The sequence below is a fragment of the Nitritalea sp. genome (assembly GCF_054166705.1).
The window spans coordinates 1-23,139 of record NZ_JBSZCV010000006.1; the positions used below are offsets into that span (position 1 = coordinate 1).

18 protein-coding genes and 1 pseudogene are annotated in these 23,139 nt (G+C 49.1%); 8 read left to right on the plus strand and 11 right to left on the minus strand.

Annotation, left to right across the window (positions count from 1 at the left end):
• A pseudogene (locus tag ACXIT9_RS02180) lies at positions 1–483 on the minus strand (IS21 family transposase); the annotation flags it as partial.
• 192 nt (positions 484–675) lie between these two features.
• Between ACXIT9_RS02180 and ACXIT9_RS02185 the strand changes: the two are divergent.
• A complete protein-coding gene (locus ACXIT9_RS02185) occupies positions 676–1,386 on the plus strand; it encodes a hypothetical protein (protein WP_458054610.1) in 711 nt (236 codons plus the stop codon).
• A 265-nt stretch (positions 1,387–1,651) separates the two neighbouring features.
• On the opposite strand, the gene ACXIT9_RS02190 is transcribed toward ACXIT9_RS02185, so the two are convergent.
• Together ACXIT9_RS02190 and ACXIT9_RS02195 are read right to left on the minus strand one after the other, a co-directional pair.
• The gene (locus tag ACXIT9_RS02190; protein ID WP_458054611.1) at positions 1,652–2,959 is read right to left on the minus strand and encodes a type II toxin-antitoxin system HipA family toxin; all 1,308 of its coding nucleotides are present in this window, start codon (positions 2,957–2,959) and stop codon (positions 1,652–1,654) included.
• Positions 2,960–2,962: 3 nt separating this feature from the next.
• The gene (locus ACXIT9_RS02195) at positions 2,963–3,355 is read right to left on the minus strand and encodes a helix-turn-helix domain-containing protein (RefSeq protein WP_458054612.1); all 393 of its coding nucleotides are present in this window, start codon (positions 3,353–3,355) and stop codon (positions 2,963–2,965) included.
• 348 nt (positions 3,356–3,703) lie between these two features.
• On the opposite strand from ACXIT9_RS02195, the gene ACXIT9_RS02200 reads away from it, so the two are divergent.
• A complete protein-coding gene (locus ACXIT9_RS02200; protein WP_458054613.1) occupies positions 3,704–5,326 on the plus strand; it encodes an ATP-dependent DNA ligase in 1,623 nt (540 codons plus the stop codon).
• Between the two features lie 63 nt (positions 5,327–5,389).
• Positions 5,390–7,849 (plus strand): ligase-associated DNA damage response DEXH box helicase, encoded by a 2,460-nt coding sequence (locus tag ACXIT9_RS02205; RefSeq protein WP_458054614.1) that lies wholly within the window; start codon positions 5,390–5,392, stop codon positions 7,847–7,849.
• A 710-nt stretch (positions 7,850–8,559) separates the two neighbouring features.
• On the opposite strand, the gene tnpA is transcribed toward ACXIT9_RS02205, so the two are convergent.
• The 5 genes from tnpA to ACXIT9_RS02230 all read right to left on the minus strand — a co-directional run bounded on the left by tnpA (position 8,560) and on the right by ACXIT9_RS02230 (position 14,368).
• Positions 8,560–9,012: an IS200/IS605 family transposase gene (gene tnpA, locus ACXIT9_RS02210; protein ID WP_458054615.1), complete on the minus strand. Its 453-nt coding sequence runs from the start codon at positions 9,010–9,012 to the stop codon at positions 8,560–8,562.
• Between the two features lie 526 nt (positions 9,013–9,538).
• Positions 9,539–10,990 (minus strand): TrkH family potassium uptake protein, encoded by a 1,452-nt coding sequence (locus ACXIT9_RS02215; RefSeq protein ID WP_458054616.1) that lies wholly within the window; start codon positions 10,988–10,990, stop codon positions 9,539–9,541.
• A 2-nt stretch (positions 10,991–10,992) separates the two neighbouring features.
• Positions 10,993–12,336 (minus strand): Trk system potassium transporter TrkA, encoded by a 1,344-nt coding sequence (gene trkA / locus ACXIT9_RS02220; protein ID WP_458054617.1) that lies wholly within the window; start codon positions 12,334–12,336, stop codon positions 10,993–10,995.
• A gap of 36 nt (positions 12,337–12,372) precedes the next feature.
• Positions 12,373–13,158 carry a tetratricopeptide repeat protein gene (locus ACXIT9_RS02225; RefSeq protein ID WP_458054618.1) on the minus strand — a complete coding sequence of 262 codons (786 nt, stop codon included), beginning with the start codon at positions 13,156–13,158 and terminating at the stop codon, positions 12,373–12,375.
• Positions 13,136–14,368, minus strand: a complete 1,233-nt coding sequence (locus tag ACXIT9_RS02230; RefSeq protein WP_458054619.1) for a DNA recombination protein RmuC — start codon at positions 14,366–14,368, stop codon at positions 13,136–13,138. The genes ACXIT9_RS02225 and ACXIT9_RS02230 overlap by 23 nt, the downstream gene beginning before the upstream one ends.
• Before the next feature lie 66 nt (positions 14,369–14,434).
• Between ACXIT9_RS02230 and ACXIT9_RS02235 the strand changes: the two genes are divergently transcribed.
• The gene (locus ACXIT9_RS02235) at positions 14,435–15,553 is read left to right on the plus strand and encodes a DUF2891 domain-containing protein (RefSeq protein WP_458054620.1); all 1,119 of its coding nucleotides are present in this window, start codon (positions 14,435–14,437) and stop codon (positions 15,551–15,553) included.
• 1 nt (position 15,554) lies between these two features.
• Positions 15,555–16,781: an NRAMP family divalent metal transporter gene (locus ACXIT9_RS02240; protein WP_458054621.1), complete on the plus strand. Its 1,227-nt coding sequence runs from the start codon at positions 15,555–15,557 to the stop codon at positions 16,779–16,781.
• 17 nt (positions 16,782–16,798) lie between these two features.
• On the opposite strand, the gene ACXIT9_RS02245 is transcribed toward ACXIT9_RS02240, so the two are convergent.
• A complete protein-coding gene (locus tag ACXIT9_RS02245) occupies positions 16,799–17,572 on the minus strand; it encodes a metallophosphoesterase family protein (RefSeq protein WP_458054622.1) in 774 nt (257 codons plus the stop codon).
• Positions 17,573–17,611: 39 nt separating this feature from the next.
• On the minus strand, positions 17,612–18,184 hold the full coding sequence (locus ACXIT9_RS02250) for a MerC family mercury resistance protein (RefSeq protein ID WP_458054828.1): 573 nt from the start codon (positions 18,182–18,184) through the stop codon (positions 17,612–17,614).
• 282 nt (positions 18,185–18,466) lie between these two features.
• Between ACXIT9_RS02250 and hppD the strand changes: the two genes are divergently transcribed.
• The 3 genes from hppD to ACXIT9_RS02265 all read left to right on the plus strand — a co-directional run bounded on the left by hppD (position 18,467) and on the right by ACXIT9_RS02265 (position 22,161).
• Positions 18,467–19,561, plus strand: a complete 1,095-nt coding sequence (gene hppD, locus ACXIT9_RS02255) for a 4-hydroxyphenylpyruvate dioxygenase (RefSeq protein WP_458054623.1) — start codon at positions 18,467–18,469, stop codon at positions 19,559–19,561.
• 110 nt (positions 19,562–19,671) lie between these two features.
• Positions 19,672–21,405: a phospho-sugar mutase gene (locus ACXIT9_RS02260; protein ID WP_458054624.1), complete on the plus strand. Its 1,734-nt coding sequence runs from the start codon at positions 19,672–19,674 to the stop codon at positions 21,403–21,405.
• Between the two features lie 123 nt (positions 21,406–21,528).
• Positions 21,529–22,161 carry a hypothetical protein gene (locus ACXIT9_RS02265; protein ID WP_458054625.1) on the plus strand — a complete coding sequence of 211 codons (633 nt, stop codon included), beginning with the start codon at positions 21,529–21,531 and terminating at the stop codon, positions 22,159–22,161.
• A 4-nt stretch (positions 22,162–22,165) separates the two neighbouring features.
• Here ACXIT9_RS02265 and ACXIT9_RS02270 read toward each other — a convergent pair whose 3' ends face one another.
• Entirely contained in the window at positions 22,166–23,113 is a 948-nt protein-coding gene (locus ACXIT9_RS02270) for a succinylglutamate desuccinylase/aspartoacylase family protein (RefSeq protein ID WP_458054626.1), read from the minus strand.
• Positions 23,114–23,139: the final 26 nt, after the last annotated feature.

Sequence of the window (23,139 nt, forward strand, 5' to 3'; positions counted from 1 at the left end):
CTCCCCGGTGTCCCTATCGATGACTTCGATCTTTTTTCCAGCAAAATCAATGTAAACTTCATGGCCAGGAAGATGTTCGAGCTTCATAGAGCCTGCTGCCTTGGGGTACTTTCTGTGGTAATGCTCCATAAACTGAGTATAGCTATGAGGATTATCGACTAACTGTCTATATTCCTCATAATGGTGCAGAAAGGTAAATCCAGGGTGGTTTCTTGAAGCCCTGCCCTTTTCAAAGTATCGCATCAGGGCATCAAATCTGTCGTTATTAATGGTGGTGCGGGATGGGAAGATCTCCTTCAATTTACCGACGTGAAGGTTCAAGATCTCTTCCACATCATAATCCGAGGCATGTAACCAAGAAATATACTGATTAATGGTATTGCGGGAAATACCTAGCACGGAGGCTATTTTCCTATTGCTGAGTCCATCTCTGTGTAAGCTGAAAATCTGTTTTATATCCATGGGATCTAGTACATTCGCCATTCCTTTTTTCTGGAAAAGATACGGCAGGTGAAACTTAATCTCCCAAAGTGGCACAAATCGAACCGAAACACCCCTAAAAACTGGCACTGTTTAAACCGAAACAGATGGCGCAGTTAATCCGAAACCAATGGCACAAATCAAACCGTTATATCCAATAATAGTATTACTGAGAATATTTAATATAATAAGATTATGAAATATTATAAATGGACTGCTGTTATTTTATTAATAATTTTTACTACCCTAATTCCTTTAATTTTGTATTGGTATAAGTTTGGGTCTTTTAACTTCTCTAGTGACTTTGATCAATGGGTTAAATTTTCTAATTTTTTAAGTCCGTTTTTCTCCATTGGTTTGACGATTGTCCTTATTGTACTGTCGTGGCAAAGTTTACAAATAAATAAAATAAATGAAAAGCCAATAGTGATATTAAAAAAAGAAGTGTTGAATGGATTTAGTAATTATCATGAAATGTATTACGTTGTACAAAACATTGGAAATGGACCTGCAGTTGATATCAGGCTTTTTATAGAAGTGAATAAAGATGGGCCTATAGATCAATTTTTTATAAAAAAGAATTTGATTAGTTTAAGATATATGTCCAACAGAAAAACTAATTTCGACTATATGGTTAATGGTATACATTTATCTTATAATGAAAAATTAGAAATCAGCTGGCAAAAAGACATAAAAAACATAGTTGTCACCTATGGGGACGTTTATAACGAAAGATATTCGATTTTGTGTGAATCTAATAACTACATCTATAGAAATGAAGATGTCCTTGAAATAGACAATAATGGAATAAAAAATAATATCCCTTATTTTAATAAAGATAAAACTTCCACCGCTGCAAAAGGCCCGAAAAACGTGTTTTCGTTGGGCGAAATTAAAGGATCATGATAATATTTTCGGCTTCTTATCATTATTTTACCCTTGGTAACATTTGAATATAACGGTTCGACTTGTACCCTTCGTTTCAGAGTGACTGCGCCACCTGTTTCACTTTAACTGAAATAACTAGCATGGTCAGACCGAAATATCCATTAGCAGCATGGTCGACTTTGGGCGATGCGCAAAATACGTTAAATACCACCTCTGATACAGGTAATGCGTTGACCGGACACATCTTTTGCGCCAACTGTTTCACATGCCTTGCCTCTACATCTCATTTTGTTAGGTCTAAAAGAGTTTTGGCTATTTCATCTCGCAAGCTTGGTTTCACTTTTACTTCATCCGCAAATCTTTTCCATTGTTTGACGGTGTCGTTAATTTCGTCAATGATCTCCGATGCTTTTTTACATCGTATGGATTCCCCAATAACCAGCAAATCTGCTTTCGTTATGTCCTTTCTCTTGCCGTTAATACTCAATGCATGCTGACTCACCCATTCGCTTCCGGGTCTGTATGCGTGACAAATATCGTATGCCGGTGCCAGCTCCCATTTGCCTCCTTTCTTGAGGATAAAAGAAAAATTCTTGGTATGGTCGTCACAATTTCGTGCAATTACATTAAAAACCATTCTTCTGAACATCTGCTCTGCATCGGCATAGGTTAACTTTAACTCTCGCATGCACTGAAAGAGTTGCTCATAACTGAAACTATTGACTAGATTATAGTCAAAGTGCTTCATAGCACAAAAGGTTTGTATATGATGCTTTACTTCACCTTCTTCCCGGTCAAATCGTTTCGTCACAAAATGGGCTCTGCCATTTTCCTCGAATAAGCGAGAGGGCATCATGTCAATACTACATGCCTTAGCCATCGTATAGTAGGCCATTTCTACCCTGCCGTAGCCATGACTGCTGCCCAACTGTATATCACTTACCCCATCGAGTTTGATTAGCCAGTGTTCGAATCCCTTTGGTGCTTTGGTTTGCCCAGATTTCACCTCTCCGGTTTTTTCATTCCAAGCAATAAGGGCTTTGGGACGAGCACCACCGGCTGATGTACCAATCTTCATAATTTCTAATACAGCTTGTTTTTCGTCTTTTTTGAGATTGGAGGTAAAGGCTTCCTTTTGATTGAGCATCTTTTGTGCTGTAGCTACTAGGCTGTCGATTTCAACCGAAAATGTTCTTTTGCTTTCTTTCAATACAGCTGGCTCAAATTCTAAGGCACCCATGCCGCGAGTACCAATGAAGCAAAGTATTTCAACCGGATTCATGCTGTCCTGTGGCCGACCTTGTTGTGCCAGCCAAAGGTTGATCAACTGGTTCCCGTATTTGTCGGGTAACGCATCAGCTAATAAACCAGGTAAACCTTTGAAGGTATCGTATGCTGAATTTTTATCCTTTCGCAGTTCTGGGAATGAAAATGTATGGCGGTTATCAGAAACAGGCAGCTTAAGCGGAGCCAAATCCCAGCCTAATGTCTTGAATTTGGGATCGTATTCAAACGTAGCAAAACCGCTATCGGCATCCCATGCCACGGCACCTACTAATTTCCCCCATATTTTTACCTCGGCTACTTGCATGGCTTACCAATTTAAATCTGCGCTGTTATCCTCTTCATTCTTTGATTTACCTCTGGCCCGTTGACGTTTTTCTTTTTGCAACTTTGCCAATGCCAGGGGACTAATTGTTTCCCTGACTTCAAAAGCACTCAGTACGGATAGTTGATCCAAAACCCTTAATACCTGAATGAGTGTGCTTACCATTACCGTTTCACCGCGCTCCAGTAAGCTTAAGGTAGATCGACTGATACCGGCTGCAGATGCCAACTCATCCTGCGTTTTATTCTGCTCCAGACGTTGGTGCTTTACAAATGCTCCAATGTACTCAGCGATTGCTTTGTCGCTCATGGATGCCCAGTTTTTAAATGATTTATCCGTCATAAAGTCACTTTTATATTTTAGTGAATGAATAATCATACAAATTTAGCATTAATTTTTCAATTATCAATTCATGAATGGTAAGTCATTCATTAAAGCCATTTAAGATAATTAGTGAATTATAAATCAGGCATTAAACTGCTGGACTTATTATATCGTGCCTACAGATGGATTTATCGTTATCGGAGAAGAAGTGACCGAAGGGCTGGAAATGAGCAATCGACCAAATTTAAAGAAGTCATCCAAACAGCTGGATAGGCGCCATCGGGTATCGAGGGATATCATCAGGGTTAAGGGCTTTTTCTGCGGAAAAAGGAAGGCTACTAAACCTATATCCCCCCACAGTGGTTACATGCTAGTAGAAAACCAAACCTACTCGGCCTCTTCATGCATGCCTTTTCTGCGCTTATTCAAGCCCTAAATACCAGTAACAAGACCAGCGACAAGGTGCAGGCGCTGCTGCAGTTCTTCACCGAAGCGCCAGATCCGGACAAGGTCTGGGCACTGGCGCTGTTCAACCATCGCCGGCCTAAACGGCAGGTGCCCACTACCCTGCTGCGCGTCTGGTGCTATGAAGTGGCACAAATTCCCCCCTGGCTCTTCGAAGAATGTTATCAAGTGGTGGGCGACCTGGCCGAAACGATCACCCTGCTCCTTCCCCTGCAGGCCAATACGCAAATGCAGCGCTCCCTGGCCGAGTGGATCCAAGCCTTAAATACCGTACGCAGTCAGTCGGAAGCAGAAAAAAAGGCCTTTATCCTGCAAGCCTGGGCACAACTGGATAAAACGGACTGCTTCGTGTTTACTAAATTGATCACCGGAGGTTTTCGTGTGGGCGTGTCCGCCAATCTCGTGGCGCAGGCTGTTGCCAAAGCCTATCAGCTGGAAAAGGCCGAGGTGGTCCACCGTCTCATGGGCGATTGGGACCCGGACCGCATCAGCTTCGAAGAACTTATTTTGGCCCCCAAGGCCGAAGATGCACTTTCCAAGCCCTATCCTTTCTTTCTGGCCCACCCCCTCGAGGAGGAGCCCCACACCTTAGGAAATCCCGAGGACTGGCTGATCGAATGGAAATGGGATGGCATCCGCGGGCAGCTCATCAAGCGGGAAGGCCTGATTTCCCTGTGGTCGCGCGGTGAGGAGCTCATCAGTGATAAGTTCCCTGAAATCCTGCAGATGGCCGCCGCTTTGCCGGACGGAACGGTGCTGGACGGCGAAATCCTGGCCTTTGCGCAGGGCGCACCCCTCCCCTTCTCCCTGCTCCAAACCCGCATCGGAAGAAAAACGGTGAGCAAAAAGCTGTTACAAGAAGCTCCTGTGGCCTTTATGGCTTATGACCTGCTGGAGGCCGATGGCCAAGAGCTGCGCAGGCTTCCGCTGCTGGAGCGGAGGGCTAAACTGGAGGCCTTGCATGCCGCTTACCCTTCAGCGTATTTTCCCATTTCCCGCCTCGTGCAGGGGAGCGACTGGGAGGCCATCGACCACCTGCGGCAAGAGGCGCGCCAATACTTAGCGGAGGGCTTTATGCTAAAACGGAAAGACAGCCCTTACGAAACGGGCCGCAAGCGTGGCAGCTGGTGGAAGTGGAAGGTGGCACCACTGACGATCGATGGGGTGCTGCTCTACGCGCAAAAAGGCCATGGGCGGCGGGCAGACCTCTACTCCGACTATACCTTGGCCGTCTGGCAGGGGGAGAATCTAGTGCCCTTTGCGAAAGCGTACTCAGGGCTTACCGATGCAGAAATGCGTGAGGTGGACCGCTTCGTAAAGAAAAATACCCGCGAGCGCTTCGGGCCGGTGCGGACAGTGAAGCCGGAGCTGGTCTTTGAAATCGCCTTTGAGGGCATCCAGGAAAGTCCACGCCATAAGTCGGGAATCGCGCTGCGCTTTCCGCGGATTCAGCGTTGGCGGCGAGATAAACCGAAAGAGGAGGCCAATACGCTGGAGGACTTGCAGACCCTGCTCGCCCAATACCAAGAAGCAGAGGCTCCGCCACCGGTAAAGCCTTAAGCAGCAGCCAGCTAAAGCAGCTTCATCCTTGATTTCTCTTCACCCAACCTCTATAATCGCTTTATGACGCAGGTCATCGACGCCGCCCTTGCCGCAGGCACTGCCTACTTTCGTAAAAAAAACTGGGAGCCCTTTCCGTTTCAGCTGGAAACCTGGGAGGCCTATCTCCGCGGGGAGTCCGGCCTGCTCAATGCCCCTACGGGGAGTGGCAAAACCTATGCACTGTGGCTGCCGGCTATGCTGCGGCATAAGGTGCAGTGGGACCAAAACCCCGGAAAGAGTGCCGAGCAGGGCTTGAAGGTGCTTTGGATCACCCCCTTACGGGCGCTGGGCCAAGATATCCAGCTGGCCATGCAGCGGGTCTGTGACGATATGGATTTCCCCTGGCGGGTGGAAGTGCGGAATGGGGATAGCAGCAGCAGTGTGAAGCAGTCCCAAAAGAAGCGTCCGCCGGAATGCCTGGTGACCACGCCCGAGACCGTGCACCTGCTGCTCTCACAGGCGAACCATCAAAACTTTTTCGCAAACCTAGAAGCGGTGATTGTGGATGAGTGGCACGAGTTGATGGGCAATAAACGTGGCGTGCAGATCCAGTTGGCGCTGGCATATCTTCGCGCCTTTTGCTGTCCGCAGCTGCAGACCTGGGGTATCTCCGCTACGGTAGGCAACCTGGAGGAAGCTATGTGGATATTGAACGGTAGTCAAACAGGGACATTGGTCCGTGCGCAGCTTGAGAAGCAGTTGGACATGCATACCCTCTATCCGGAGGAGCTGGAGAAATACCCTTGGGCAGGGCATCTGGGAATCAAGTTGATCGACCGAGTCATTCCGCTCATCGAGCGGTATCGGACGGTTTTACTGTTTACGAATACCCGGGCACAAAGTGAGATTTGGTACCAGAAGTTGATGGAGCTGCGGCCGGACTGGGCGGGGTTGGTGGCGGTGCACCATGGCTCGCTGGATCGGGAGGTTCGTGCTTGGGTGGAAGAGCAGCTGCACGAGGGTCGCTTGCGTCTGGTGGTCTGCACCTCTTCCTTGGATTTGGGAGTGGACTTTCGCCCGGTAGAGGCCGTAATTCAGATTGGAAGCCCGAAAGGGGTGGCGCGTTTTTTACAGCGTGCGGGGCGTTCGGGGCATCGCCCGGGAGTGGCCAGTGAGATTCATTTTGTTCCCACCCATGCGTTGGAGTTGCTGGAGGCGGCTGCCCTGCGCGATGCCATTCGGGAGGGAGAAATCGAGACCCTGCCTGGCCCGGAGCTCACCTATGATGTGTTGATCCAGTTTTTGCTCACCTTGGCGGTGGGTGGTGGTTTCCGTCCGGAGGAGCTGTATCCCTGTTTGCGTCAGACCTTTGCCTTTCGGCAATTGGATCCAGAGGCCTATGCTTGGATTTTGCGTTTCATCACGCAGGGTGGAGAGGCACTGCAGGGTTATGCGGAATTTTCGAAGGTGCAGGAGGATGGGCAGGGGCGCTTGTTGGTTAAGGACAAGCGCACCGCTATGCGGCATCGGCTTTCGATGGGGACGATCGTGTCGGATCCTATGGTGAAGGTTCGGTTTAAGACGGGAGGCTTTATCGGCATGATCGAAGAGTACTTTATTAGCAAGTTGAAGCCTGGGGATAAGTTTTTCTTTGCGGGCCGGAGTTTGGAGTTTGTGCAGCTGAAGGAGATGCAGGCGCTGGTGAAGCGTTCTACGGCGAAGACGTCGAACATTCCGAGTTATATGGGAGGGCGGATTTCGCTCACTTCGCGGCTTTCGGAAAAGATCAAGGCCACATTAGATGAGGTATCGCGCGGGATCTATCGGCAGGAGGAGACGCGGTATTTGGCTCCATTGCTGCTGCTGCAGCAAAAGCTTTCTTTGGTTCCGGACCGGCACACTTTGCTCATCGAGCATCAGCGTACGAAGGAAGGCGATCATGTGTATTTTTATCCTTTTGAGGGGCGTATGGTGCATGAAATTTTAGCGGCCCTGCTTGCTTACCGAATCAGTGTGAGCATGCCGCTGACGTTTAGTATAGCGATGAATGATTATGGGTTTGAGTTGCTTTCTGACGCAGAGCTTCGGATCGAGGAGTATTTGGAGGAAGACTTGTTCCGGATGGAGGGCTTGGAGGAGGATTTGGCTGCCTGTTTGAACGAGAGTGAGATGGCCAAGCGCAAGTTTCGTGATGTGGCCACGATTTCGGGCTTGATTTTCCAGGGTTTTCCGGGCAAGGCGGCCACGTTTAAGCATTTGCAAAGTCACTCTGGGTTGCTCTACAGTGTTTTTGAGACCTATGATCCGGATAATTTACTTTTGGAGCAGGCACGTCGGGAGGTTCTTTCGACGAGTGTTTCGGAGGACCAGGTGAGGGCGGCACTTGAGCGGATCAATAGGAAGCGCTTGGTGCTCAAACGTCCGGGGCAGTTTACACCCTTTTCTTTTCCGATTATGGTGGATCGTTTGCGGGCCACGCTGAGCAGTGAAAGTTTAGAAGACCGGATTGTGAAAATGCGTGCGGCGCTTATAGAGGGGTGAGCCCCAGGGCGATGCTCCATGGCGATGCCCCAGGGCGATGCCCCGTGGCGAGATCCCATGGCGGATGCCCCAGGGCGACGTCCCATGGCGATGCCCCAGGTCGATGTCCCAGGGCGATGTCCCAGGTCGATGTCCCAGGGCGATGTCCCAGGGCGATGCCCTAGGTTAATGATTTTGCGCCCTTGGCGCTTTTTTGGGGTAATGTTTTTCCCTAATGACCATGGTAATTAACGAGGCACCCATCCCCCAAGCACCAAAGGTGCGGTAATCACTAGCCTAGCCCCTAAGGGCTCGGAAATGAAAAGAGGCCTCCATCCCCCAAGCACCAAAGGTGCGAAATCATAAGCCGAGCCTTTTGAGGTTAGGGTTTGGTAGGAATTTTTTAGATTATCGATTGAGATTGCGCACCGTTGGTGCTTCGAGATCCCATGGAGATGCTCCATGGCGAAGTCCCATGGCGGATGCCCCAGGGCGATGTCCCAGGGCGATGCCCTAGGTTAATGATTTTGCGCCCTTGGCGCTTTTTGATACGAGATACCCATCCCCCAAGCAGCAAAGGTGCGGTAATCACTAGCCTAGCCCCTAAGGGCTCGGAAATGAAAAGAGGCCTCCATCCCCCAAGCACCAAAGGTGCGAAATCATTATCCGAGCCCCTTAGGACTCGTAAATGAAACGAGGCACCCATCCCCCAAAGCACCAAAGGTGCGAAATCAATCCCACACATAGCGTTCATCGTATTCAATCTTATATTTTTTCAAAAAACCTAAATACTCCTCTTGAAATGTTTTCCTTTTATGGTGTTCGGCCTGATTCTCTATGTAACGCACAACCACATTAACTCCCGATGGATTAACCGAAAAACTCCCATATCCCCTTTGCCAATAAAAGTTCTTGTACAGCTCACCCTTGGTCTTCATCCATTTGGATGAATGTGATTTAACTTCTTCAATTAGTTTCATCAGCCCCACTTTTCGTGACAGAACACAAAGAATATGAATATGGTCTTTGTACCCGCCAACTATCACAGGATTGAAATCCATTTTTTTACATATTCCTCCGATGTATTGAAACAATTCCTCTTGTATCTGTTCATCAATAAAGGGATATCTATTTTTGGTACTAAAGGTAATATGACTGTAATTATAAGCTATAGATTGAGGCATACGTTACTCTAATTTATTTGGATGTCCTACAATTTTTTATCTCAAAATAATCTTATTTGCCATGGTTTTATTTTTCCCATTAAACCTCTTCTTTAATGGATGTGCCTTTTGATTTGTCTCCACTTGTCCATTTTCACGTCTCGGGTAATCTGATCTTGCCCTTTAGCAAAACTTCTATTAAGAAAACTATTATCAGGTAGACTCTCTTTTCTTCATCAAACTAAATTATCCAATTTATTTCATATTACTACCTATTTTTACCCATAAAGATATGGTTTTAAATACATATTTTCAACTAAGATCATGAAGTCAGCTGAGGAATGTTTTCTTTTACTTAGGTGCAAAATGGGCGTAAAAGTCTCAGCCGCCGCGCCGGAGGTTTATGGTGAAACTGAATTCCGATTTTTCAAAGCCGAGTCCAAAAGTGGGTTTCATCGTCTTTTTTGGCAGCGCTTGAATGTCTTTTTCGAACTTAAAAAGTGGTGCCTGCACAGCCCCCCCGCCAAAAAGGGCTGTGCACATCCAGTTAGTTGGCCTTCCAAAAATAAGGTGTAAAAAGGACCAAAATGGTAAAGAGCTCCAGTCGTCCTAACAGCATCAAAAAGGCAAGAAAAACCTTCGCTACTGGGTTGAAAAAATTCCAACTATCTTCTGGTCCTACTCCTCCTATGGCCGGCCCCACATTTCCTAAAGAGGTCGCTACCGCTCCAAAAGAGGTGATGATGTCATAGCCCATAAAGCTTAGAAAAATGGAGCCAAACACAAACACCATTAGATAAATGAGCAAAAAGTTCATAATGGAGGTGATGATCTTACCCGTCACCCGGTCGCCATTAATCTTTAGAGGCACAATGGCCCTCGGATGAATGATACGCTTGAACTCTAAATAGCTATTTTTAAAGAAGGTGAGGTGCCGCACAAACTTGATCCCCCCAGAGGTGCTTCCTGCCGAGGCACCAAAAAACAAAAACATAAAAAAGATAAGCGTGATCCCCTGGTGGTAGGCGGTATAATCATCCACCACAAAACCCGTAGTCGTGATCATGGAGATGATCTGAAAGGCGGTCTTGCGAAAGGATTCCTCTACACTGCCATCTCCTAAAAAATAGATCGGGATGCTGAGCGCAATGATGAGTACAAACACCACCACTGTATACGCCTTAAACTCATCCGAGCGCAAAGCAGCTTTAACTCGGCCCGTGAGAAAAAAGTAAATGACGGTGAAGTTAATACCACAAATGAACATAAAAACAATTGCAATGTACTGAAGCGCTGGGCTAGTGAAGAAAGCGAAACTGTTATTTTTAGTAGAAAATCCCCCTGTGGCAGTGGTCGTAAGCGCATGGTTCACAGCATCAAACAAGTTCATGCCGAAAATATAGTATAAGGCCGCCACAACCACCGTAAGCCCCACATAGAGCAGCCACAGCCGACGAGCCGTTTCCCGTATCCGGGGGTGCAACTTGTCATTCGTGGGACCCGAGGCTTCGGCCACGAATAACTCGATCCCTCCGATCCCCAAAAGTGGGAAAATCGCCACCGTAAGGACGATAATGCCGAGACCACCGATCCACTGTGTCATACTGCGCCAGAAAAGCAGGCCCTGCGGGAGTGCTTCGATGTCCGTTAGGATGGTAGCACCCGTCGTGGTGAGACCCGAGATGGTCTCAAAAAGGGCGTCCGGCACCTTCGGGATGGCACCACTAATCAGGTACGGCATCATCCCAAAGATGGCCATAACCACCCATGTCAGCGCCACGATCAGGTAACCTTCGCGCTTGCGGATACCGTCTTTATCCTCCTTGAAGGCCAAGAAAAAAGCCAATCCGGACAGAATGCTAATGGCAGAGGAGCCAAGTAGCGCCAGTAAATCGCTGCTGCCGTAATAGTAACTAAAGGCGGCACCTGGCAACATCAATAGGCCAACCAACAACATTAAAATACCCATTACCCGGGCGATCGCTTTTCCGTGGATCATGGCTAGTTGAATATTTTTTCTAATGCTTTTTTGGCCGCAGGCAAAGCAAATACGATCACTTTATCCTCCGCTTCACAGCGAAATTCCCCATCGGGAATAAAAACCTGCTCCCCACGAATGATCCCCGCAATGATCGCAGCATCCGGGAAGTTGAGGGCCTTCAGCGGCTTGCGGGTCATGCGCCCACCCTTGGAGATGGAGTACTGGACGAACTCGGCATCTACGCCATAAATGCCCGAAACAGCCTCTACGCTGCCCTTCCGCAAAAAGCGGGTAATCTGATTCGCCGCTACCAGTTTTTTGTTGATCAAAGAATCCACACCGATGCTGTGCGAAATGTGGATGTATTCCCGCGTGTCCACATGCGCGATGGCCTTGTACACCTTGTGATTTTTCGCACTTAAACTGGTGATGATATTGGTTTCGGAGCTTTCGGTCAAGGCGATAAACGCCTGCATCTGCTCTAAGCCCTCTTCCTCTAGCAGCTCGATATTTCTGTAGTCCCCATGAATCACAAGGGTGTCATTTAAGTGTTCCGCCAGCCATTTGCAACGTTCTTTTTCCCGGTGCACAAGCGTGACATTATAATTTTTTTCCAGTTTAAGCGCCGTCGTGTAGGCCATATCGTCTCCACCGATGATCATGATATTTGAAATATCTACCTTCTTCTGTCCGAGGAGCTCTAAAATAGAAGCATTGGCCTGCTCTGTGGAAATGAAAAAGATATGATCATTATTGCGAATATAGGTGCTGCCGCGGGGTATCAAGGTGCGCTGGTCCCGCACAATAGCGATAATGCGGATGTCTTTGAAAATAGGATCATTGCCCATGTCCGCGATCCGACGGTTGACCAACTTACTATACTGATCCAAGGTAATGCCTACGATGTTAAACTTGCCTTCTTCGAATTCGAACACCTCGGTGAAGGTGGCGTTTTCTACCATACGGACGATTTCCTCGGAGCATAGCATGGTGGGACTGATTAAATTATCCACCCCCAGATTTTTAAAGATACCCTGATTCTTTTCTTCCAAGTAGTCATGGATGCGCACGCGGGAAATCACCCTCTTGGCTCCTAGCTGCTTGGCGAGCATAGTAGAGAGCATATTGGTTTTTTCAGAGGTAGTTACCGCCATAAAAAGATCTGCCTCCTGCACGGCAGCGCGCCGCATGACAGCAATGGACGTGGCGTCGCCTAAAACGGTAAGAATATCTAAATGACTCCCGACATAGTCTAAAGTATCTTTATTTTCGTCTATTATCGTGATTTCATTCGCATCTTCGGAGGCGAGCTGCTGCGCCAAGTGATAACCCATATCACCAGCTCCGGCTATAACAATTTTCATCCTTTGACTCCCATAGGGATATTTTATGATGTAAAATTACTGGCTTTTATTCGAATCACAATATCTTTCGAGGTATTCTGCGGCCTTCTGATACTCCAGATCCAGCGCTTCCTGCCAGTCGGCACAAGCCAGCGCCGCATTATTTAAGTAATGGTGACAGATCCCTCGGTTCGCAAAAATCCCTGCATCCACCGGATTTAAACGGGCCGCCTCATCATAGGCCTCCACCGCCTGCGCATACTGCTTCATCTTCAGCAGACAGTTGCCCCGGTTAAAATGATAGTTCCAAATCAAATAAAAATCCTCTCCATTTACCTTGCTCCACTGAATGGCCTCATCGAAGCGTGCCAGTGCCTCGGGGTACTGCTCCATCCAGTAAAGCCCATTAGCCAGGTAGAAAATCAACTCATCGTCTTCCCGAAAATAGGCCTGAGTAGCTTTCTCTAAGTGCCTCACTAAACGAGGCCAAGCCTCCTGAACATGGCTCGCCGCCGAATAAAAGGTCTGGTAGGCAGGATGAAAGTAGGGGTCGTCTTTCAGCGTCAACTCCACGATTTCTAGCGCCTTTTCGTAGCGCATGTCTAGGACTAACTTTTGCGCCAGCTCAATCATCACGATGGAATTACTCCGAATTTCTCCATCTAGCTCATAAATGGGCTCTTCTTCCTGCGCATGTAGGGGCTCCGCCCAAAGGGCAAAGAAAAAGGCCAAAAGCCACAAATATCTAGGGGATAGCCATGCAGAAGCAATTGGCGCCGCCGCAGCGCCAGCTTGGCAACTCATCTCCGCCACACACATTTTATTTTGGAAGGGTTTCATCATTTTCATCCTCTAAAAGTGCCACATCACGTAATTTCCGCTCTATCGCCCGCGTTCGCGTCCCCACCAGTTGGTCTAAATCCTGATTAGCATCCTGCAGTTTCTTCTGGGCTTTCGTAATCAGGCCTCCGAACTTCGTGAACTCAGCCTTCACGCCGGCCAACACTTGCCATACCTCACTGCTACGCTGCTGGATGGCTAAAGTTTTAAAGCCCATCTGAAGACTGTTCAAGAAGGCCGCCAGGGTCGTCGGACCGGTCAGCACCACTCGATGTTGCTGCTGCAACTCTTGGATAAAACCGGGCTCACGGGCTAATTCAGCATAAAGTCCCTCGGTGGGCAAGAATAAAAGAGCAAAATCCGTCGTAAACGGTGGCAAAAGATACTGCTTTTCGATCGTGGCTGCAAATGTTTTTACCGTGCGGATTAAAACTAGGCGAGCCTGCTGCACCTGTGCGAGATCATCCCCATCATATGCCGCCAACAGCCGCTCGTAGCTCTCCTGGGGAAACTTGGCATCGATCGGTAGGTAAAGAGGGCGGTCTGCTGCGGCCCCCGGCATTTTGACCGCGAATTCCACACGGACATTTCGGCCCGGAATAACGGCGACATTCAAGGCATACTGATCCGGTGCCAAGAGCTGCTCCAGAAGCGCTTGCAACTGGTACTCCCCCAGCACACCACGCGTTTTAACATTGCTGAGCACCTTTTTTAGATCTCCTACCCCTGCGGCGAGATGCTGCATCTCGCCTAGCCCTTTCTGTACCGCCTGAAGCTGCTCACTTACCAGCGCAAACGATTGGCCCAGACGGGTTTCTAAGGTTTTCTGCAACTTTTCATCTACCGTTTCACGCATACGCTCCAGCTGCTTTTCCGTTTGCGCCATCAGGCGCTCCTGCCGAAAGAGAAGCTCCTGAAACTTCTCCTTCTGTACCTGATTAAAACGGTCTACATTCACCTCAAAGACCCGCCCAAAGTCGGCCAGCACCTCCCGCTGCTCACGGCTCTGCTGCTGCATAGCTTGAACGAAGGTCAGAAACTGGTTCTGCAGGGCGGCCAACAGATCTCTACGCTCCTGCTGCTGCTCGAAACGGATGGTCTGCAGCAGCTTTTCCTGTTGAGCTGCCTGGTCCCGAAATAGTCTGCCTCGGATCAGTAACACTAGCAGAAGCACTTGCAGCCCTAAAACCAGAAAAACGAGTATAGAAAGCATTTTTTTTCTTTGCAAGAAATGGCTTTATTGCTGTATAAACAAGGTCCTACCGCTTAAAGTCTGACAATGCCTGACACTTCTTTCCTTTTTCGCTACTTTCCTGCCGCTGGTTTTGGGTTGTTTTTTCTTTTCCTTTTGGCCTGCGGCCCAAAATCCCCAGAAGCGACCCCGACCCTACCGGCACCGGAGCTAAGCCGGGAAGAGGCTTCTCGCCTGATCGCTTTGCCCCTCCACTGTGCCGAGGTGGTGTACCCGAACAAGCTCAACCAGGTCCTCGCGGATAGCAGTTACCTACTTCCACCAGACGTGCTCCATCCGGCCTTTTATGGCTGTTTCGACTGGCATTCCAGCGTGCATGGGCACTGGATGATGGTGGAGCTGCTTAAGCGCTTTCCGGATTTGCCGGAGGCAGCGGAGGTGCGGGCGCTCTTAAAAAGACGGCTTCGGGCGGAACATATCGCGGCAGAGGTGGCCTACTTTCACATGCCGGAAAATGGCAGCTTCGAGCGGACATATGGATGGGCCTGGCTCCTTAAACTAGCCGAGGCGTTACAGACTTGGGAGGACCCCTTAGGAGTGGAGTTGAGTACGCATTTGGCACCACTTACGCAGCTGATCGTGGATAAGTATCGCACATTTTTACCGAAATTAGTCTACCCGGTGCGATCGGGAGAGCATCCGAATACGGCTTTCGGGCTTAGCCTGGCGTATGACTATGCGCTGTCGGCGGGGGAAACGGCTCTGGCCTATGAAATCGAAAAGCATGCCAAGCGCTTTTTCTATACCGACCAAGATTGTCCGCTGGCCTATGAACCCTCAGGGTATGACTTTTTATCCCCCTGCTTTCAGACCCTGGACCTGATGCGGAAAGTCCTCAATCCGGAAGAGTTTAAACGCTGGTCAAAATCCTTTTTGCCGCCGCTCTACTCCCCCGATTTCACCTTGGAAGTAGCGCAGGTCAGTGATCGGGCTGATGGCAAATTAGTGCACCTCGATGGGCTCAATTTCAGCCGTGCCTGGTGCCTATACGGACTTGTAGGGGCCCAGCCGGATGCGCTGGCCCACTTGTTGCCGATCGCGGATGCGCATGTGCGACATGCCCTGCCGGAGCTAGTGGACGAAAACTATGAAGGGACCCACTGGCTGGGGAGTTTTGCGCTGTACGCACTTTTAAGCCGCCCTTAGGATGCAGGCTGCTGTGGGAAAAAAAGGGTGGAAATTAGGCCCAGGAGCCTGGGTAGCGGCTGCCTTCATCGGACCGGGCACGGTGACGGTCTGCAGCATGGCCGGCGTCGAAACGGGTTATTCCTTGCTTTGGGTTTTGGTACTGGGTATCGGCATGACCTACTGCTTTCAAGATGCCGCATTCCGGCTCAGCCTACAGGACAGACGTCCACTCGCACAGCAGTTTCGGGAAGAACTCTTGCCGGGCCCTTTGGGCAAAGCCCTCATGCTGGTCCTCCTCACAACAGCCATCGGGGTGGGAAATACGGCCTATGAGGTGGATAATCTGAGTGGTGCTGCCCTAGGCGTCGCGCTGGTGATAGAACAGGGGCTACCCGCTGCTGAAAATTGGCCGATCGGCGTCTATCAAGGGCTCTTGGGGCTGATCGTGGTGCTTGTTTTAGTAAAGGGAAGCATCCAACAGCTGGAAAGACGGGTTGTGTTCTTGGTAGCGATGTTAGCGCTGGCATTTATGGGAACAGCGGTGGCGCTACAACCGGCCCCTGCTGCATTAGTCCAGGGCTTGGTTCCTCGTTTTCAGAGCGATTCTATTTTGATTCTTTCCCTTTTAGGTACTACGGTAGTTCCCTATAACCTATTCTTGCACAGTGGATTATTGCATGAGCGCTATCCGGAGGGTGTACACGTCCGCTGGGTGCGTCGGGACCTCGCACAGGCCCTTCTACTGGGGGGATTGATCTCCGTGGCCATCGTGATTACAGGCGCCGGTAGCAGTTTAGATCGTCTGATACAGGGGGCGGATTTGGCCGAAGGGCTGCGTCCGCTTTTGGATGGCTGGGCTCCTTTGGCGGTCGGTTTGGGGCTCTTTGCAGCTGGGCTAAGTTCGGCGCTTACGGCAGCATTTGCGGGGGCATACGTCCTTTGCAGCCTGTTTAACTGGTCCACCGCGCTTCGCGGTTTGCCGATGCGGCTTTTGATGGCTGGCATGGTAGGTAGCGCCAGCTTGATCGCTTTGGCGGGCTGGAATATTTTCCAGCTGATCGCGCTGGCCCAGTTTACCAACGCCCTTTTGTTGCCCCTACTGAGCTTTGGGCTTTGGCGCCTCCTCAGCCGGCGCAAGGCTTCAGGCCCTTTTTTCCGCTATTCGTTGCTTTTTTTCGCCGTGCTTAGCCTCCTTCTTGCTGCGAAAGGCCTGTGGACACTCTGGCTGCAGATGGTAGGCCTGTAGATGAAATTGACCTTTGGTCAAAATCTATTTCGAAAGACATGTCCTTGAAGGATTTCACCGGAGCGTAGGCTGCGCATGCAGCTGATTAACAGGCCATCGGGTTCTAAGATCACTTCGCGGTAGCTCGTTTCGGGCAGGCCCCAACTTCCTCCAATGTGTCCAGACCAGAGATGGGGGACGTCGGCACAGTACACCTGTCCGTTCATGTCATGATCATGCCCATGCAGCACCGCTTTGACATTTGGGTAGCGCTGTAGGAGCGGTAGAAAATCGGGGCATTGGATACTGTGGTAGCTTTGGCCCCCCTGGGCCAAATGGGTAGCCACGAAAACGGCTGGCAGTTCGCGAAAGGCATGCAGGCTTTCTGCTAAAAATTCCTGCGCTATGCAGCGGTAGCTCCCCTTTTCGTCGCTGCTATCCAGCAGGATAAAGCCGATAGCTGCCTGTTGGAAGCGGTGGTTCAGGCCATGGCCGAAAATGCGTTTCCAGTCTTCTTCTGGGCAGTGGTCATGGTTGCCACGCGTGGCAAAGAGCGGCACCTTCTGGCTGGCGAATACCTGCGCCACTTCGGGCAGTCGATTCGGGCAATCATGAACCAGGTCACCGTTATAGAGGCAAAAGGCCATGCGCTCTTTTTCTCGGTGGAGTGCAGCTGCTAAGGTTTGCAGATGCTCGGGATGCATACTGTCTTTTTGGCCGAGGTGCCCATCGGATACACTCATGAAGCGGAAGGCCTCCGCTGAGCCAAGCTGATACTGCCCGCGGAAGTAAAAAGGTTTAGGCTGTCTCATATGGTGAAGGTACGGGAAAAAATGGCCTCCAGCCAATAGCTAAATAGGGTTTTTTATACATTTACGGCCTACTTTCCACCTGAGATAATGGCCATAGACTAAAAGTAGCGAAGCGCTTAGTGAAAGGTATAGCAGCCAAGGGTATGCTTCATGTAAAAGTACACTTAGTCCAAAAACGCTAAAAGCAGACCAAAGCAATAATTTTATACTTTTGGAGGCTGTTTTTTGGCTTGATTGATGCACCGCTAGGAGGGCTATAAAAACGAAGAAATAATCTAAAGCGTGCCAAAAGGTAGTGTGATTCCCATGACTGAGGTGCTGTTCTACCAGTTCTCCTGCAGATAAATGCAAGTGATCGGCATGATTTTCCGCCATGCTTTTTTGATACTTTAGCCCATAATAACGTACCGTTCTATGAGTAGGTGGAACTTGTTCAGGCATGAGGGTATCGACTTTCGGCGAGGTAATTTCGTACCCTTTAGTAGTTTTCCACCAGTAGCCTATAGTCAATGTTATAGGAACAAATAAACAGTGAATCATACATAGCACGGAGGCAGCTATGCCGATAAAGTCAGGATGGGAACACAGACGAGATTTTATTATTTGCAACATTGTTGCAAATATAAAGAATTCTTTACAGTTTATGCATGGCTGGAATACGTTTTTATTCAGCACATTAGCATAAGATAGTTCCACGGAACCTGGTAAGCGTGTCTATAGCGGAGTGCGGCAGCCTGCCATTGATACATGAGTAGGCTGTTTTGGCCGGTAGGCCAAAATGGGATAACCTAATAAGAACGGTTATAGAAAGTGATGCGCAGGCGAGGGGAAAAGATTATTTTGTTACCTTTGTGTAAACGAGTTTTCGAGCTATAAACCCAAATCATAGACAGTATGGAACAGGATTTCCTTCCCATTAACGGGACCGATTACGTGGAATTTTATGTGGGCAATGCCAAGCAGTCTGCCCTTTACTACCAATATGCCTTCGGCTATGAGCTGATCGCATACGCAGGCCCCGAAACAGGCGTAAAAGACCGCGCCTCTTATGTGTTGAAGCAGGATAAAATTCGCCTAGTGCTGACTACTGCCCTGCAGGCGGAGCATCCGATCGCGGAACATGTGAAAACACATGGGGATGGTGTGAAGGTCTTAGCCCTGTGGGTAGACGATGCGCGCCAGTCTTTCGAGGAGACGACCAAGCGTGGTGCTAAGGCCTATCAGGAGCCGACAGTCCTTCAGGATGCACATGGTGAGGTGATCGTGTCCGGAATCCATACCTATGGTGAGACAGTACACCTGTTCGTGGAGCGCAAGAACTATACGGGCGTCTTTCTTCCGGGTTATGTGCCGCGTCAGTCGACCTTTACCCCTGAGCCCATCGGTCTGAAGTATATCGACCACTGTGTTGGAAATGTGGGCTGGGGCGAGATGAACAAATGGGTAGACTTTTATGAAAAGGTCATGGGCTTCAACTTGCTGATCACCTTCGATGATAAGGATATTTCTACTGATTATACGGCCTTGATGTCGAAGGTGGTATCGAATGGAAATGGTTTTATCAAGTTTCCGATTAATGAGCCTGCGGAAGGCAAGAAAAAGTCGCAGATCGAAGAATACATCGATTTCTATCAGGGTGCAGGGGTGCAGCATTTGGCTATCGCCACGGACGATATCCTGCATACGGTATCTGAGTTACGTCGCCGTGGGGTAGAATTTCTGGAGGTGCCGGACACCTACTACGATGACCTGCTAGACCGCGTCGGCGCTATCGATGAGGACCTGCAGCCTCTGAAGGACTTAAATATCCTGGTAGACCGCGACGATGAGGGCTACCTGTTGCAGATTTTTACCAAGCCGGTGCAGGATCGCCCGACGGTTTTTTATGAAATCATACAGCGGAAGGGGGCGAAGTCCTTCGGCAAAGGGAATTTTAAGGCCCTCTTCGAAGCGATCGAGCGTGAGCAGGAGTTGCGCGGCAACCTGTAAGGCCTGAATGCATAAAAAAGTGGAATGCCCGGTGAAAAATCGGGCATTCTTGTTTCTTTTTCAGGGTATTTCTTTAATTTTAAGCAGACAACAAAACTTTTTACAAACCTATGACCAATATAGATCCGATGATTCGCGCGAAAGCGGAGCGCTGGCTACATAGCCAAGTAGATCAAGCTACCAAGGATGAAATTCAAGCGCTATTAGACGCAGCTGACACCACCGCTTTAGTGGATGCCTTTTATAGAGACCTAGAGTTTGGGACCGGAGGCTTGCGTGGCATCATGGGCGTGGGCTCGAACCGAATGAACGTGTATACGGTGGGTATGGCCACCCAAGGTTTAGCCAACTATCTAAATGCCACCTATCCGGGCGAGAAAATTTCGGTAGCGCTGACGCATGACTGCCGTATCAACAATACGCTATTCACAGAGACGACGGCAAATGTTTTCACCGCTAATGGGATAAAGGTATACTATTTTAGGGAAAGCCGACCTACCCCGATGCTGTCCTTTGCCATTCGGCATTTCGGTTGTAAGAGTGGCGTGATGGTGACGGCCTCTCATAATCCCAAGGAATATAATGGCTATAAAGCCTACTGGGAAGATGGTGGGCAGGTGGTGGCTCCACATGATAAAAATATCATCACAGAAGTGCAGAAGATCGAAAGCATCGATGCCGTAAAGTGGACTGGAAATCCTGACCTGTTTACCTATATCGAGGAGGATTTCGACCTGATCTACCTCAATGAAGTAAAGAAACTAAGTCTTTCTCCGCTGGCCATCACGGCGCAGAAAGACATGCCGATCGTTTTTTCTCCTATCCATGGCGTGACGGGGAAAATGGTCCCCGCCGCCTTACGCGTATTTGGTTTCGAAAGTATCCATGTGGTTCCCGCGCAGGAGGCACCTGATGGGACCTTCCCGACGGTTGTATATCCTAACCCTGAAGAGGCAGAGGCCCTGACGATGGCATTGGCCCTGGCTGAAGAAAAGCAAGCTCAGTTAGTACTGGCCTGTGATCCGGATGGAGACCGCTATGCCGCCTGTGTGCCGGACGAAAGAGGGGGTTTCGAGCTATTGAATGGAAATCAGACGGGAACGCTGCTGACCTATTATCTGCTGACGCAATACCAGGAGCAAGGTAGATTGACCGGTAATCAATTTATGGTCAATACCATCGTGACGACGGAGCTTATCGACCAAATTTGTGCCGGCTTCGAGGTTCCCTGCTATCGGGTGCTTACAGGCTTTAAAAATATCGCGAATGTGATTTTGGCCCAGGAGGGCAAAAAGGAATTTATCGGAGGTGGCGAAGAGAGCTATGGCTTTTTGGTCGGCGACTTTGTACGCGATAAGGATGGGGTCTCCGCTTGTAGTTTAACCGCTGAAATCGTGGCCTACTACGCTACAAAGGGCATGACGGTTCAAGATGCGCTGGCAGAGGTTTACATGCGCTTTGGATTTTATAAGGAGTCGCTCATTTCGGTGACCAAGAAAGGGAAAGATGGTGCTGAGCAAATCCAAGCGCTGATGAAGCAATACCGGACCGACCTGCCGAAAGAGATTAATGGCATCCCTGTGGTCACGGTAGTCGACGTATTACAGGGTACGGTGACCGATGTGTCGACGGGTAAGGTTACCCCACTGGAGGTGGAGGCCTCGAATGTGATGCAGTTTTATTTAGCGGATGGCAGTAAAATTTCTGCACGTCCTTCTGGCACGGAGCCGAAAATCAAGTATTATTTCTCTGTGCATGAGGAGCTGCCGAATCGAGAGGCTTATCGCACCGTGGAAGCACGCCTAGAGGAGCGTATCTCTGGCTTAAAAACGTATTTCAGTTAAGTTTGTAAAAACGCAATAAAGCCATGTAGGATCAGAAAAAAACACTGATTTTACATGGCTTTTTTGTTATTAAGGCAAAAATCGTTTATTTCGGATGTTCTATTGCTTACGTTAGTAACCCTTATGAAAATTCGACCTGTACCCCAGATGTTTTGGGCTTTTTTAGCTCTTCTATTTTTCAGCGGCTGTAGTTTGTTCCAAAGTGAAGACGAAGGGCCCGCCTACATGTACCGTTTTACGATAGACGGACAGGAGCGCGTTTTTCAGGCGAATCGGGACGGTAGTATTTTTGTTTTAGAGCCTTCGAATACAGGGAACGATACACGTGTCATGGTAATTTCTATGTTTAACGGACGACCGATAGAAGGCGATCGGCAGGGGAATTTAAAAGAAAGTATCGTGATCGTGGCGCGCTCTATTGATCCCTTCGATATACAAGTACCCTACCGGATGGGAGAGCGCGTTCCTTTCGGTGCCGAAACGGTGAATCGACTGAATGTCATCTACACCGACGCGGATGGTAAAGAGTGGTTCGGTGGGCTTTTAAGAAGAGAACATCCCACAGCCACGGATTCAGGTAGCCTTACACTAACGGGCTTTGGTCCAGAAGGAATCACGGGCAGATTTGAAGCAGTTGTTTTCGACGCAGAAGAAACGGATCGTCTGGTAGAAAGTGGGGGCGATCTCGGTGCACGACCGTCGAAACAAATAACAGATGGAGAGTTCTTTCTTTTTAATATACGTCAGCAGCGGTAAGGCCTTAAGCCTTACCAAGGTGAATAAGTGCATCGCCAGCATTCACGACCGGGTTATTATTTAGCCCGACCACAAAGCCATTCGTAGAGGCCTTCACGGGTACCTTGACCTGGCCATAGGGGTCAGAGATTTTGGCTAGGATTTGGCCTTTGCGCACCGCGTCTCCTAGGGCCACCGTAGCATTAAAGATACCCGATACCTTCGCGCGCTGCCAGCTACTTTCCTTCAGCATGAGGGTTTCTTTAGGGGCAGGTATCTGAAGGGTGTCGTCGATAATTCCTTTCGCATGAAGCAGTCGCTTACATCCTGCCACCGCCTCTTCGATCGCGAATTCATCCATGCGGGAGGATTCACCGCCCTCATAAACTAAAATGGACTTTTTCTGCTTGTAGGCCTCTTTCCGGAAGGATTTGTCGATATGTGGTGAATTCAGGATATAGTGCGTCCCAAAGGATTTGGCCAACTCCATCCCCTTTTTATCCCGGTAATCCACGCGGATCTGAGGGTGATTCGATAGCATGCGCCCTCCGGTATGGAAGTCTATCCCGAAATCAATGTTTGGGATGATTTCTGTGCTTAGAATGTAGGCAATCTGCGAGGCCAAGGAACCCTTTTTCGAACCCGGGAAACTTCTGTTGAGGTCCCTCCCATCCGGAAAGCTGCGTGAATTACTCAGGAAGCCATAAATATTCACCAGCGGCATGAAGATCAGTGCTCCTTTAATCGGCTGTAGGTCGTCTTCCTCCAATAGTCGCTTGACTGCCACTACGCCATTAATCTCATCACCATGCACCCCACCAGAGATCAAAACCGTCGGCCCATCTTCCTTTGCCCGCCGAATAAATACAGGAAGGTCGATCAAAGTGTGCGTCGGCAGTCTGGCGATGGCTATTTCGATGTTTAGGGTTTGGCCCGGACGAATGCGGATACCATTGATGACGATTTCTTTCATGAGGATGGCTTCTTTGGGAGCAAAAT